At 37.9% G+C, this 14,218-nt stretch carries 14 protein-coding genes; 10 read left to right on the top strand and 4 right to left on the bottom strand.

What is annotated here, in order from left to right:
- The 7 genes from hcaB to AC5YDH_RS00575 all read left to right on the top strand — a co-directional run bounded on the left by hcaB (position 1) and on the right by AC5YDH_RS00575 (position 8,165).
- The gene (hcaB, locus tag AC5YDH_RS00545; RefSeq protein WP_496116291.1) at positions 1-819 is read left to right on the top strand and encodes a 3-phenylpropionate-dihydrodiol/cinnamic acid-dihydrodiol dehydrogenase; all 819 of its coding nucleotides are present in this window, start codon (positions 1-3) and stop codon (positions 817-819) included.
- Positions 820-882: 63 nt separating this feature from the next.
- Positions 883-1,845 (top strand): 3-carboxyethylcatechol 2,3-dioxygenase, encoded by a 963-nt coding sequence (locus tag AC5YDH_RS00550; RefSeq protein WP_496116292.1) that lies wholly within the window; start codon positions 883-885, stop codon positions 1,843-1,845.
- A 16-nt stretch (positions 1,846-1,861) separates the two neighbouring features.
- Positions 1,862-3,091, top strand: a complete 1,230-nt coding sequence (gene hcaD / locus AC5YDH_RS00555) for a 3-phenylpropionate/cinnamic acid dioxygenase ferredoxin--NAD(+) reductase subunit (RefSeq protein ID WP_496116293.1) — start codon at positions 1,862-1,864, stop codon at positions 3,089-3,091.
- Positions 3,092-3,209: 118 nt separating this feature from the next.
- A complete protein-coding gene (locus tag AC5YDH_RS00560) occupies positions 3,210-4,115 on the top strand; it encodes a DMT family transporter (RefSeq protein WP_496116295.1) in 906 nt (301 codons plus the stop codon).
- A 167-nt stretch (positions 4,116-4,282) separates the two neighbouring features.
- Positions 4,283-5,332, top strand: coding sequence for an MBL fold metallo-hydrolase (locus AC5YDH_RS00565; protein WP_496116296.1), 1,050 nt, complete (start codon positions 4,283-4,285; stop codon positions 5,330-5,332).
- 299 nt (positions 5,333-5,631) lie between these two features.
- Positions 5,632-7,824, top strand: a complete 2,193-nt coding sequence (gene katG / locus AC5YDH_RS00570) for a catalase/peroxidase HPI (RefSeq protein ID WP_496116297.1) — start codon at positions 5,632-5,634, stop codon at positions 7,822-7,824.
- Positions 7,825-7,973: 149 nt separating this feature from the next.
- Entirely contained in the window at positions 7,974-8,165 is a 192-nt protein-coding gene (locus AC5YDH_RS00575) for a DUF7230 family protein (protein ID WP_496116298.1), read from the top strand.
- Positions 8,166-8,167: 2 nt separating this feature from the next.
- Here AC5YDH_RS00575 and ptsP read toward each other — a convergent pair whose 3' ends face one another.
- Positions 8,168-10,465, bottom strand: a complete 2,298-nt coding sequence (gene ptsP / locus AC5YDH_RS00580) for a phosphoenolpyruvate--protein phosphotransferase (RefSeq protein WP_496116300.1) — start codon at positions 10,463-10,465, stop codon at positions 8,168-8,170.
- A gap of 83 nt (positions 10,466-10,548) precedes the next feature.
- Complete coding sequence (locus AC5YDH_RS00585; protein ID WP_496116302.1) at positions 10,549-11,031, bottom strand: RNA pyrophosphohydrolase; 483 nt, start codon at positions 11,029-11,031, stop codon at positions 10,549-10,551.
- Between the two features lie 183 nt (positions 11,032-11,214).
- Here AC5YDH_RS00585 and AC5YDH_RS00590 point away from each other — a divergent pair, with 183 nt between their 5' ends.
- The 3 genes from AC5YDH_RS00590 (at position 11,215) to AC5YDH_RS00600 (ending at position 12,840) form a co-directional block, all read left to right on the top strand.
- The gene (locus tag AC5YDH_RS00590) at positions 11,215-11,865 is read left to right on the top strand and encodes an HAD family hydrolase (protein WP_496116303.1); all 651 of its coding nucleotides are present in this window, start codon (positions 11,215-11,217) and stop codon (positions 11,863-11,865) included.
- Positions 11,866-12,007: 142 nt separating this feature from the next.
- Positions 12,008-12,256 (top strand): DUF2789 family protein, encoded by a 249-nt coding sequence (locus tag AC5YDH_RS00595; RefSeq protein ID WP_496116304.1) that lies wholly within the window; start codon positions 12,008-12,010, stop codon positions 12,254-12,256.
- A gap of 80 nt (positions 12,257-12,336) precedes the next feature.
- Complete coding sequence (locus AC5YDH_RS00600; RefSeq protein WP_496116305.1) at positions 12,337-12,840, top strand: DUF2628 domain-containing protein; 504 nt, start codon at positions 12,337-12,339, stop codon at positions 12,838-12,840.
- A 43-nt stretch (positions 12,841-12,883) separates the two neighbouring features.
- Here the strand turns inward: AC5YDH_RS00600 and AC5YDH_RS00605 are convergent, their stop codons facing one another.
- Together AC5YDH_RS00605 and AC5YDH_RS00610 are read right to left on the bottom strand one after the other, a co-directional pair.
- The gene (locus tag AC5YDH_RS00605) at positions 12,884-13,741 is read right to left on the bottom strand and encodes a LysR family transcriptional regulator (RefSeq protein WP_496116307.1); all 858 of its coding nucleotides are present in this window, start codon (positions 13,739-13,741) and stop codon (positions 12,884-12,886) included.
- 141 nt (positions 13,742-13,882) lie between these two features.
- The gene (locus AC5YDH_RS00610; RefSeq protein WP_496116400.1) at positions 13,883-14,116 is read right to left on the bottom strand and encodes a DUF2061 domain-containing protein; all 234 of its coding nucleotides are present in this window, start codon (positions 14,114-14,116) and stop codon (positions 13,883-13,885) included.
- Positions 14,117-14,218 lie beyond the last annotated feature (102 nt).

A 14,218-nucleotide genomic window follows, 5' to 3' on the forward strand; every position in this document is an offset into this window, starting at 1 on the left:
ATGGGTTGGCTACAAGGCGAAGTTGCATTAATTACTGGTGGTGGTTCAGGTTTAGGCTGGGCTTTGGTTGAACGCTTTTTAGAAGAAGGTGCACAAGTTGCAGTTCTTCAGCGCTCAAAAGAAAAAGTCGCAGCTTTAAATGAACACTTCGGTGGAAAAGTTCTTGCGATCGAAGGTGATGTAGCCAACTATGCGGATAACGTTCGTGCAGTTCAAGCAACTGTAGAGCGTTTCGGTAAGCTCGATTGCTTCGTAGGTAATGCAGGTATTTGGGACCATTATGCAGATATCGTGAATACATCGGGTGAACAGCTTGAAAAAGCCTTTGATGAGATTATGGGCATTAATACTAAATCTCTCATCTTAGGTGCGAAAGCTGCACTTGATGCATTGATAGCTTCTGAAGGTTCTATCATATTTACTTTGTCTAATTCAGCATTGTATTCAGCAGGTGGAGGCCCTATTTATACGGCTTCTAAGCATGCTGGTGTTGGTGTGATGAAAGAATTAGCCTATGAACTTGCGCCTAAAGTACGAGTGAATGCCGTTGCCCCATCAGGTATGAATGTCAACATCAAAGGCGCTGCATCTTTAGGTCAAGAAAATCTTGGTTTACTTGATGCCCGTGATCCTGAAAAAATTGGACGCGGTATGCCACTTGGCTTCTTGCCAGAACCCGAAGATATGACAGGTTCATACGTTTTATTGGCATCTCGTCAAAATAACCGTCCACTTACAGGTGTTTTAATTAATGCTGAGTGTGGTTTGGGTATTCGTGGTTTACGTCAACCACGTGCTGGGTTCTTCGACGAAATTTAAGCCTTAAAATAATATGGACTCATTCGGTAGCCTTTTTGGCTACCTTCCGTTTAGGAGTCACACATGGCCGTTAAACTCATTTGTGCATCGCACAGTCCTCTTATGGAATTTGCTACTCCACAAGAACAACATAAAGAACAAGCAGTACGTCAAGCATTCGATAAGCTTGCTGCTGAAGTAGAAGCTTACGATCCAACTCTTATCGTTACGTTTGGTCCAGACCATTTTAATGGTTTCTTCTATGACCTTATGCCAAGTTTCTGTGTCGGTATTCGTGCTACAGCTGCAGGCGATTGGGACTATGGTAAAGACAATGACCATATTAATGTTCCTGAAGAAACGGCACTTAATTTAGTACGCCGTGTACTTGATGAAGGCGTAGATGTTGCTTATTCATATCGAATGCAAGCGGATCATGGTGTAACGCAACCATTACATTTCTTATGTGGTGGTCATTTAGATCGTTACCCAACTGTGCCTATTTTCATTAATGGTGCAGCAGCACCAATGCCAACCACAAAACGTACGATTGCGTTAGGTCGTGCTGTTGGTCAATTCATCAAGTCTTTAAACCTTGAAAATGAACGTGTACTTGTTCTAGGTACTGGTGGTCTGTCACATGATCCACCAACACCGCAAATGGGTTCTGTGCCTCCTGAAGTTGAAGAATTCCTCATTGCAGGTCGTAACCCAACTATCGAGGCACGTAATACACGTCAAGGTAAAATCATTGCTGTGGGTCAAAAATTGGCTGCAGGTGACAAATCAGTTGCTGTGCCATTAAACCCAGAGTGGGATCGTGCTTTACTTGAAACATTCAAGAAAGCTGATTTTGCAACTATGGAAGCAATGACAGAAGCGGAAATCCGTCGTGATGGCGGCCGTGGTGGTCAAGAGGTTCGTTCATGGATGGCTGCATTTGCTGCCTTGCATGAAGTGGGTGAGTACGAAATGACGACTCATTGTTACGAAGATATTAGTGAGTGGATTGCCGGCTTCGGTATCGTATCCGCAGAATTGAAATAATTTTAAGGTTGAAAGCATGAGCAACATCGAAACTGTTGTAATTGTAGGTGCTGGTCAAGCAGGTGCAAGTGCAATTCTAGAACTTCGTGCAAATAAATATGAAGGCAAAATCATTCTTGTAGGTGATGAAACGCATCTTCCTTATGAGCGTCCGCCTTTATCTAAAGATGTAATTTTGAAACCAGATGAAACCAAAATTGAAATTTTATCTGAAGAAAAACTTGCAGACTTAGGTGTCGAAGTTATTCGTGGTAACGGTGTTGTGAAACTCAATAGTGAAGCGAAAACGATTGAACTTGAAAAAGGTGATGTCGTTGCATTTGATAAGCTATTACTTGCAACTGGTGGTGCTGCACGTCGTTTACCAAATTTTGATGCTTTGGGTAAACACGTTTATACGCTTCGCAACCTTGAAGATTCACAAGCATTGGTTCCTGTATTACAGGCGGGTCAACGTATCGTTTTAATTGGCGGTGGGGTGATTGGATTAGAGCTTGCATCAAGCGCACGTTATAAAGATTGTGACGTGACTGTAATCGAAATGGGTCCAATGGTGATGGGTCGTTCATCGCCACGCATTTTGAGCGAATTCTTGCTTGAACAGCAAAAATTAGCAGGTGTAGATGTTCGTCTTTCAACATCAATTGCAGATTGTAAGCTTGATGGCGAAGAAATTGTTGTAACTTTGGCTGATGGTGAAGAACTACGTGCTGATGCTGTGGTTTATGGTATTGGTATTGTGCCAAATGCTCAGCTTGCAGTTGATGCAGGTCTAGACGTTGATTTCGCGATTAAAGTGAATGAAAACTGCCAAACTTCACATTCTGATATTTATGCAGCAGGTGATGTCGCAACTCAACTTCGTGCAGATGGTGAGTTCCGTCGAGTGGAAACTTGGGAAAATGCTAATCTTCAAGCTGGTATTTTTGCACGTCACGTGATGGATGTTGAGCATCCTACACCAAACCCTGCATGGTTTTGGACAGATCAACTGAATATCAACTACCAATTTGTAGGTGATATGGCGGCAAGCGAATGGCAAGTTCGTAGTGAAATTAATCCTGAACTTCGTGCAGAGTCATCATTTGTATTATTTGGTATAACGGATGGCGTGATTGTTGGTGGTATTACTGTAAATGCTGCGAAAGAAATGCGTCATTTGAAAAAATTGATTGCTAAAAATGCGCCATTTGAAGCCGATAAATATTTAGATTTAAGCCAAGATCTTCGTAAGCTTGTGAAGTAATCTTCGTTTGAAATAGGGCAGTCCTTGGGTAACCTAGGGCTGCTTTTTTATGCCTATTCGGTTGTGGATTTGAACAGTGAATAAGTTCAATTCTTAAAGAAATTTTATTGAGATATTTATGAATTCAAATACATCGCCATTAATTTTTACAGCAAGTATTTATGCATTGCTTGTTTTAATTTGGGCAACAACGCCTTTAGCAATTGTATGGAGCGTTGCGGAATATCACCCAATGTGGGTATTAATTATTCGTTATTTTGGTGCATGTGTCATTGCTATAGCACTCTTGCTAATCATGCGAAATCCATTGCCTTTTGATCAAATATCATTAAAAAGTTATGTGGCAGGAAGCTTAAATTTAATTGGTGCTCAGTTATTTATTTATATTGCAGCGAATTATTTAACATCGGGTTTAATGGCTCTAATTTTTGGTTTTTCGCCATTAATTGCGGGTTTAATTGGACATGTCATATTAAAAACACAAAAGCTTGTTACCTTGCAGTGGATGGGTATGGCAGTTGCTGTGGCAGGTCTGAGTTTTGTTTTTGCAGATTCGGCAGATGAGAAAGTTAATCCTATTGGTATTGTGCTTATGCTTATTAGTATGGTGTCTTATATCAGTTCGATTTTTTGGGTAAAACAAATTAATGCCCCACTAAAACCTATGTCTCAAGCAACAGGTTCCCTAATAGTTTCTGCTTTGGGTTCTATGTTCATTATTCCTTTTATTTGGCAAGAGTTTCCAAATACGATACCTAGCTCTCATGCCATGATAGGCTTTTTGTTCACGATGATCATGTCATCTATTGTTGCTATGCTTTGCTATTTTTGGCTAATTAAACGATTAAGCGCTTCAACAGTATCTTTAAGCAATGTGATGACGCCTGTAATTGCGTTAATTTTAGGTGCAACTTTGAATCATGAGAATATTAGTTCACATACATTTTTAGGCGTAACAGTCGTAATGTTTGGGATTGTTATGTACTTTTGGACAGAATGGAAACAACAGTATTTCAAATTTTAATTCATAATATGAAAGTTAACTTAAAGTACTAAAAATGAACAAAAACTCACAAGAAACAATGCTATTGAATTGAGTATGATGGATTGAAGCTTTCCTCCTTGATAAAGCGTTGTTGAGGTGCGTCTGGAGGGAGATCCAATATATAAATATTTTAGTTGCCAATAATTATGACAGAAAAAAATATTCATACACCTTTAACGACGGAAAGTAGTCTAAGCCATTTATGGGTACAACCTAAATTTGAGTATCTCCATTCAGAACATTTTGATGGTGAATGTTTTTTCAATGCAGCTAGTTCATTAGAAAAAGCATCAAAAGTAGATTTGTATAAATGGCTTATTACACGGAAATCTTATACATGGGATGTAGATATTCAAAAAGAATATGAAAATATAGATCATCATACTCAGAATATTCCTGAAGCAAGACCGCATGCGAATTTAAATGATTGGAATGTATGGTTTATCGGGCATGCAACAGCATTGATACAGATAGGACCATATAATTTTTTGACCGATCCTGTTTGGTCTGACTATGTGAGCCCGAAGCAGGGAATGGGACCACGTCGCGTTTGTCCTCCGGGCATTCATTTGGAAGACTTACCTCATATTGATGGTATTTTGCTTAGTCATAATCATTATGATCACATGGATATTGCAACTTTAAAATGGTTGCATGAAAAGTTTGGCATGATGATTTACACAGGATTAGGAAACTCTTTTTACTTACCAAATGAATTTCACATTACTGAGTTAGATTGGTGGGAATCTATTTATTTAGATGATTTAAAAATTACATATACACCAGCACAACACGGTTCAGGACGTGGATTTCGTGATCAAAATCGGGCTTTATGGGGCGGTTTTTCTGTGTCAAATGGAACGGATCATTGTTATTTCGCGGGTGATACTGGTTATGCAGGGCACTTTAAAGAAATTAAGCAAAAGTTAGGTGCTCCAAGAATTGCACTTTTACCAATTGGTGCTTATGAGCCTAGAGCAGTTTTGCGTTATGTACATATGAATCCTGAAGATGCCTTTCAAGCACACCAAGATTTACATGCAAAATGCTCTTTAGCAATTCATTACCGTACTTTTCAGCTAACTGATGAAAGTCGAGAACAACCCGAGGAAGACTTACACAAAGCCATGCGGCATTCTTCAATATTAGTAAATCCATTTTATTGTATTCGTGAAGGAAAAAAGTTGGTGGTTTAGGTATAAAAAATAATCTATTTATGCCGTTTTTTAAAGATAATGAATTGGTGCGAGAGTAAAGGTGTTCAAAGCATCTTAAAGATGAAAGCAATCAACTGAATTATTTTTTTAGATATTGTAAGTTATTATTTAAATTAATATTTTGTTTTTATATATTTTGAAATGATAAGAATTTTCGATTGTGTTTATTCGTAAAAACAACTTTAGGTTAGTGACTAAAACAGTTATGTTAATAGTGTAGTTAATCTATTTTTAATGGTTCATCAAAATAATCATTGTTTATTAATTTGGAGCTTAAAATGACACAAAATACGCAAGCGACAGGTTGTCCTTTTCATAAATTAGAAGGCGGTCAAACAAGTGTAGCCAGCACTAACAATGCAGATTGGTGGCCGAATGCACTTAATTTAGATATTCTTTCTCAACATGACACAAAAACAAATCCTTTAGATCCAGATTTTGATTATCAAGCAGCATTTAATTCTCTGAATTTAGAAGAAGTTAAGGCTGATCTTCGCGCATTAATTAATAGTAGCCAAGATTGGTGGCCATCAGACTATGGTAGCTATATTGGTATGTTCGTACGTACTGCTTGGCACTTGGCAGGTTCTTATCGTAAACAAGACGGTCGCGGTGGTGCAAATACAGGTAACCAGCGATTTGCGCCTTTAAATAGTTGGCCTGATAACGTAAATACAGACAAAGGTCGTCGTTTACTTTGGCCCATTAAGAAAAAATATGGTAACAAACTATCTTGGGGCGATTTAATCGTCCTTGCAGGTACAGTTGCTTATGATGTGGCAGGCTTAAAAACATTTGGTTTTGGTGGTGGTCGTGAAGATATTTGGGCACCTGAAAAAGACATTTATTGGGGTGAAGAGCGTGAATGGCTTGCACCTACAAAAGAACGTTATAGCAGTGATGCCGATCGTGCAAGCTTAGAAAATCCGCTTGCTGCTGTGCAAATGGGTCTTATCTATGTGAATCCTGAAGGTGTTGATGGTGTTCAAGATCCATTACGTACAGCACAAGATATGCGTGTAACCTTTGACCGTATGGGTATGGATGACGAAGAAACTGTAGCGCTTACAGTGGGTGGTCATACTGTTGGTAAAGCACATGGTAATGGTGATGCCTCTAAACTTGGTGCAGATGTTGAAGGTGCAGATGTTGAATTCCAAGGCTTAGGTTGGCACAATCCTGAAGGCACTGGTAATGGTGCAAATACTGTTGTTAGTGGTCTAGAAGGCGCTTGGACAACGCATCCTGATAAATGGGATAACGAATTTCTGTATTTACTATTCACTTATGAATGGGAAAAAACAGTAAGCCCAGCGGGTGCAAAACAATGGGAACCTGTGAACATCAAAGAGGAAGATAAACCTGTTGATGCACATAATCCGAATGTACGCCGTAATCCAATGATGACAGATGCCGATATGGCACTTAAATTTGACCCTGCATATCGCAAAATTGCTGAAGATTTCTACCATAATCCAGCGAAGTTGGACGATGCATTTGCTCGTGCATGGTTTAAATTAACTCACCGTGATATGGGTCCTAAGACTCGTTATTTAGGTGCAGATGTTCCTGCTGAAGATTTAATTTGGCAAGATCCAATTCCTACAGCAGATTACACCTTGTCAGATGCAGAAGTTGCAGATCTTAAAGCAAAATTATTAAACAGCGGTTTAACTTCAGCTGAACTGATTGCAACTGCATGGGATAGCGCACGTACTTTCCGTGGTTCAGATTACCGTGGTGGTGCAAATGGTGGTCGTATCCGTCTTGCTCCGCAAAAAGATTGGGAAGGTAATGAGCCGACTCGTTTGGCAAAAGTATTGGCTAAACTTGAAGAAATTCAATTAGGCCTTGCGAAGAAAGTGAGCATTGCAGACTTAATCGTACTGGGTGGTACAGCAGCAGTTGAGAAAGCGGCACAAGCTGCAGGCGTGAATGTTACAGTTCCATTCCTTGCTGGTCGTGGTGATGCAACTCAAGAACAAACAGATGCTTACTCATTCGAAGATTTTGAACCTAAAGCAGATGGTTTCCGTAACTTTGTGAAAAAAGAATATGCTGTTCAACCAGAAGAGCAACTTCTTGACCGTGCACAATTACTTGGTTTAACCGCTCCAGAAATGACTGTTTTAGTAGGTGGTTTACGTGTACTAGGTGCAAACTTCGGTGAGTCTAAACACGGTGTATTCACAGATCAAGTTGGCGTGTTAAGCAATGACTTTTTCGTAACATTGACTGATATGGCTTATAACTGGAAACCTACAGGAAAGAACTCATACAGCATTGTTGAGCGTGCAACAGGTACTGAAAAATACACTGCAACACGTGTTGACTTAGTATTTGGTTCTAACTCGATTCTTCGCGCCTATGCAGAAGTTTATGCGCAAGATGATAACAAAGAAAAATTTGTTAAAGACTTTATTGCTGCATGGACTAAAGTCATGAATGCAGACCGTTTTGATGTGAAATAAGTTTCACAGAAAGATCGTTATAAAAACCGCCCTAAGGGGCGGTTTTTTATTTTCTATAACTCACAGTTTTATATTCAACTTGAAATTTTCATAAAATGGCGCAATATATAGACAACATCATGAGGATGTTTTACTTAAAAGGTATTCAAATGGCAAAGAAAAAGCTACAGCCTGAAGTTGAACTGCGAAACTTTGTGGCAAAACACATGAATGATTTCAACAAAAGCCAAACTTTTGTAGATCGGAAAAAAGATGCAAAACGTGGTTATTCAAAACACAAAAAAGGGAGATACTCAAATGATTATCTCCCTTTTATTTTTTATAGTTTTACAATAATTTAAAATTAAGCGCTCACAATACGTGTAGAAGGTTTAACCATATCTTCCAAACCATGCGTTTTAAAATAATATTCCATCATACTTTTTACAATAAGCGGATTATCCATTTTCAAAGCACGTGCTAATAGCTCTTGAGCATCCGTCATTGGAATATGACAAATGGCTTTACGCACACGTAAAATATTACTTGAACTCATAGAAAGCGTATTAAAGCCCATTGCCATGAGTAATGTCGCAGATAAAGGATCACCAGCCATTTCACCGCATAAGCTCACGGGTTTTTCATATTTATGGCATTCTTTAACTAAGCGAGTTAAAGCGCGTAAAACAGCAGGGTGATAATTGGAGTAGACATTTGCAACACGTGGATTATTACGGTCAACAGCTAATAAATATTGTGTTAAATCGTTTGAGCCTACAGAGAAGAAATCTACAAGTTCTGCAAACTCTTCAATTTGTAAAAGTACACTTGGCACTTCAACCATAATACCAATTTTAGGTTTGTTAATTTTAACCTGTTCTTCTTCTTGAACAGCAATCCAGTCTCGGTTTAATAAATACAAAGCTTCTTCGACTTCACTTACACTGGTGATCATTGGAAGCAAAATATGTAAATTATTGAGCCCAATGCTTGCTTTAAGCATAGCGCGAATTTGCGAAGAAAAAATTTCAGGATGATCTAGTGTGAAGCGAATTCCACGCCATCCTAATGCTGAGTTTTCTTCTTCAATCGAAAAATAAGGCAAGTCTTTATCTGCACCAATATCTAAGGTACGCATAACGACAGGTTTATTCGCAAAGTGGCTCAATTGTTGACGATAGATTGCTCGTTGTTCTTCTTCCCCAGGGAAGCGGTCACGAAGCATGAATGGAATTTCAGAGCGATATAGACCAACACCTTTCGCACCACGCTGTACACCACGTACAACATCAATCATTAAGCCAGTATTTACAAATAGCTTAACTGCTACGCCATCAGGTGTAATAGCATCCTTGGTTTCATATTGTTTTAAATCTTTTGCTATTAACTCTTCTTCTTTTTGAATGTCTTTATAGCGAGTTCGTAAACGTCTTGGTGGATTGGTAAAGACACGTCCTTGATGAGCATCCACAATCATTTCAACATCATCAAGCGTGTTAATTGGTAATTCGGTTACACCCACAACGGTTGGAATACCTAGCGCACGTGCAACAATGACCATGTGTGAATTCATTGCGCCTTCAGTGGTCACAATGGCTGCAATTTTATCGACAGGAAGCTCAACCAATGCAGCTGTTGAAATTTCTTCGCCAATGAGAATGCTTTCATCGGTCAGTTCACGATGGCTCGAATCTGCTTCTTGCAAGCAAGCAAGAATACGTCGACCTAAATCTTTAAGGTCGGAAACGCGTTCACGTAAATAGTCATCTTCCATTTGAGCAAACAGCGCAATATGGTTTTCAATGACAATACGTACAGCGCCTTGTGCCCAATTACCATCTCGAATAATTTCTTTAATTTCAGCAGGCAGGGCATTTTCATCTAACATACGTAAGAATACGCTGAATAATGCACGTTCTTCTGCCATTAAGGCATCTTGCATTTTGTCATCAAGCGATTGAATTTCATTACGAACAGATTCTAATGCCTGATCGAGCAATTCAAGTTCTTCACTAATATCTTCAGCTTCACGGTCAGGAACCGCACCTAAGTCTGCAGGTGGATATAAAACCACAGCTCGACCGAGTGCAATACCACCAGAGCCTGAAACACCTTGGAATGTCTTATAAGCAGGTAAATTACTTGGTTTGCGGAAAATATCAATGGTGCTAACCGCATGTGTATGCGCAATTACACCTGAAAGTTGTGCACATAAGGTAACAAGGAATGATTCAGCTGCTTCACTAAAGTCTTGAGTTTCTCTATTTTGAACAACCAATACCCCCATTACTTTACGGCGATACATGACAGGTACGCCAAGGAATGAGTTGTAAATTTCTTCGCCTGTTTCGGGAAGATAAAGGAAGCGCTCGTGTTTTGGAGCATTGTCTAGATTGACAATTTCTTCACGTTGTCCAACTAAGCCAATAAGACCTTCACTTGTTTGCAATGAAACATGACCAACAGCTTCAGGGTTTAAACCCTTAGAAGCCATAAGTAAGTAGCGTTGATTACGTTCATCGAGTAAATAAATAGAGCAGACATCAACATGCATGGCTTCAGCCACTTGGTTGACCATAATGTCTAAAGATTCATGCAAGCTGGTTGACGCATTGATCTCTTGAACTATACGTCTTAATGTATCCAGTTGCATATTCGACATTGAGCCTGCTCCATTCAGAATTCTAGTTTCAGTCTATTTATAACAATACTTGGCTGAAAAATCTGCATAAATATGCGATTTTTTTAAGGTTTTTGTAAGGGGAGCTGTGTGCACAACTCCACCATGGCCTTACGATAAACATCGCGCTTAAAATTAACAACCTGACCCAATGGATACCAATAGCTTACCCATTGCCATTGATCAAATTCGGGTGGATCCGATAAATTTAACTGAATATTCTGTGCCGAAGCAGTGAGTTTCAGTAAAAACCACTTTTGTTTTTGACCAATACATACAGGGTCAGAGTCTGTACGAATAAATCGATTTGGCAAACGATAACGCAACCAATCTGAAGTTTGCGCTAAAATTTCGACATGTTCGGGCAGTAAGCCAACTTCTTCTCTCAGCTCACGATAAAGTGCCTGTTCGGGAGACTCTCCAAGTTGGATTCCTCCTTGTGGAAATTGCCAAGCATTGTGTCCAATGCGTTTTGCCCATAAAACCTGTCCAAACTCATTTGCCAAAATGATCCCGACATTGGGTCGGAAACCTTCGGAGTCGATCATTTGGCTACCTAAATAATGTTTAATTTATACCTTTGCCATTGGGGATTGTTATTTCTTTCATCCAACTCAAAAAAAGCAAAGTTTAAAAATGTTAAAATTGCTATGATCTTAACGAATTTCTATCGACTAGCGGAGATAGATTTACAATTTTTTTCTTAAATTTCAGTTTTTACGAGTATTTTCATGAAATTGGCGCTATTTGATCTAGATCACACCTTACTTAATACAGATTCAGACCATTCTTGGGGTGAGTTTTTGGTCAATGAGGGCTTGGTTGACCCTATTCGTCATCGTGAAATGAATAATAAATTCTATGAAGATTATAAAGCAGGGCAACTCGATCCTATTGCGTATAATGAATTTGTATTTGAGTTTTTAATTCAGCACGACAATGAATATTTAACTGAATTACATCAGTTGTTTATGCAAAAAGTAATTCGTCCACAAATGCGTCCTGAAGGTTATAAAGCGATTCAGCGTCATAAAGATGCAGGTCACCAACTTGTAGGTATTACCGCAACTTCAGATTTTATTACAGCACCTATTTTTCGTGAATTTGGTATTACTGAAATTATTGCGACAAATGCCGAAGTAGTAAGTGGAAAATACACAGGAAAAGTAACCAATATTCCATGCTATCAAAAAGGTAAATTAGCCCGTTTAGATCAATGGTTAGAAGGGCGTGAGGTTGGTGAGTCTTGGGCTTATTCAGACTCTATTAATGACCGTTTTTTACTTGAATATGCAGATCATTCGATTGCAGTTAATCCAGATGATCGTTTAGAGGCGCTTGCCATTGAGCAGGGGTGGGATATTCAAGATTGGTCAATCTAAGCGTGTTAGATTGAATAAGAGCAGTACAAATGTACTGCTCTTTTTTTTGTGTAGAAAATTTGGCACAAAAATATGATTTAATTTTTAAATGAAAATGTTATGTTTATTTTAAGAATGAAAATAATTTGAGAGGAAAAAGACCATGACCGTGCAACCAAGAATGACAAATTTGTTTGAACAACTTGGCTTAGACTCAAGCGAAGAAGCAATCGCATTATTTATTGTGACACATCAACTAAATGCTCAAACAAAAATTACTGAAGCTGATTATTGGAGTGAAAGTCAGCGTCAGTTTTTAGCAGAAAAAATCAAATCGGATGGTTCATGGGCATTAGTTGTTGATCAATTAAATGAATCTTTACATGAAGACTCGCTTATCAAATCTCAATAACTTTTTATTTGGATTAAAAAATTAAGAAATATCTAAGTAACGTTGGTTTTTTATACTTGACTGAATAAAAAGGAAAAAATATGTCATTTGAAGAGGATAGTCATTTGCCACCGTCATTACCATTATCGAATAATGAGTTGAATGATGATGATAAAAAAGCACGATTTGTTGGGGAAAAATATGCTGGATATTACAAAGAAAAATTTGACCAAATAACACCTAAAAAGCAAATGGCAGGTTTTCATATAGCTGCATTTTTTTTAGGACCTATTTGGCTCTTTTATCGAAAAATGTATGTATATGGAGCCATATACATCGCTTTTGTTTTTGCATCAGGTATGGTGATTAGCATTTTTGAAATGCCAGAATCTATTGATCGTGCTATTTCAATTGGCTTATCTATTACAATGGGATTGGGTGGCAATGGTCTTTATAAATACTTTGTAGAAAGACGAATTAAGACCATTACGGAAAATCATCCAGCTGATTTTAATGAAGTCTTAGCTGAAAAAGGTGGAACAAACTCAATTGCAGCATGGAGTTTACTCATTCTTATAGTGATTTTAATTTACATCAGTATGTAACTTTTAAGTAGATTTTAAAAAGCCACCTTATCGGTGGCTTTTATTATTTCATCATTTCAATGAGTTCTTTTACTGCTTTTGATTGAGTTCGACCAGGGTGCCAAACCATACCAAGTTGACGATTCATCTCAAGTTTAATATTGAGCTGTTTTAAATCATTATTGACGAGTGTTTTTGGTAAAACAGACCAGCCTAAACCAATAGAAGCCAACATACGAATTGATTCAAGTGGGTTATTACTCATGGTAATTTTAGGTTTTAGCCCTTGTTTTTCAAACTCAGCTAAAGTGATTTGGCTTGTATAAGTTTGAGCTGCAGGTAATAAACTTGGGTATTGAATTAAATCTTCGAGTTGTAAGTTTTGTTTATTTGCTAATGGATGAAATGGTGCAGCAACAAAAACTAAAGGATCATTCCAAATAGTGACATAGTTAAGACGGTCATCACCTTCAGGTGGCAGTGTTAAGAAAGCCAATTCTAAATCACCTGCTAATACTTGTTCATGTGCTTGTTCTGAATCAACAAAATGCACATCTAGTTTTACATTTGGAAATTGTTGAACATATTCTTTTAAATGATGAGGGAGGTGGTGTAAGCCTAAATGATGGCTTGTTCCAATTTTAAGTTTACCTTGTACCTGATCTTGTTCATGACTGAGCGTATGGTGAATATCACCTAATTCATTCAGCCAATTTTTTACTTTAGGTAATAGTGAATGTGCTGCATGAGTGGCTTGAACACCACGACCAGCAGATTCAAATAGTTTCACGCCAAAATAGTCTTCTAAGCTATGAATACGCTTTGTTACAGCGGGTTGAGTAATAAATAAATGGTCGGCAGCTAGGGAGATAGAGCCAGTTTCCATAACCTTAACAAAGGCTTCAAATGCTGCAAGATTCATAAGAAATTCAAGTTATTAAATTATCCTTAAATTATAAAATAAATTTATATTAAAAGCGAATTGGAAATTATTTTAAAGGGAATAAAAAAAGATCACAGAAATTGTGATCTTTTTTTATTGGAGTATTAACGAAAATTTAAATTAGGTTGTAACGTTTTTCTGTGACTTTTTATCCCAAATTTTTTCGTGGAAAAAGAATGCAACAGCTTGTACGGTAGGTTCTAGTAAACTTAAAGTAAGCGCCATCCAAATACTACCAGTTACGAAATAGCCAACTAACATTGCTACTGTAATGTGCATGAAATAGTAGCTTAAAGTTTTCTTTAGCGTTCGCTGATTACGGTCTACAAATTTTTGAATATGAACCATGATAATACTCCAATAGGTGTTCATTAATTTATATAAATAATAATCATTCTTATTTGTGTTGTAAATAAGGTTATTTTAATTAAGATGATTGAAGAATTAGATTTCTCT

The organism is Acinetobacter sp. FY683 (assembly GCF_059515885.1).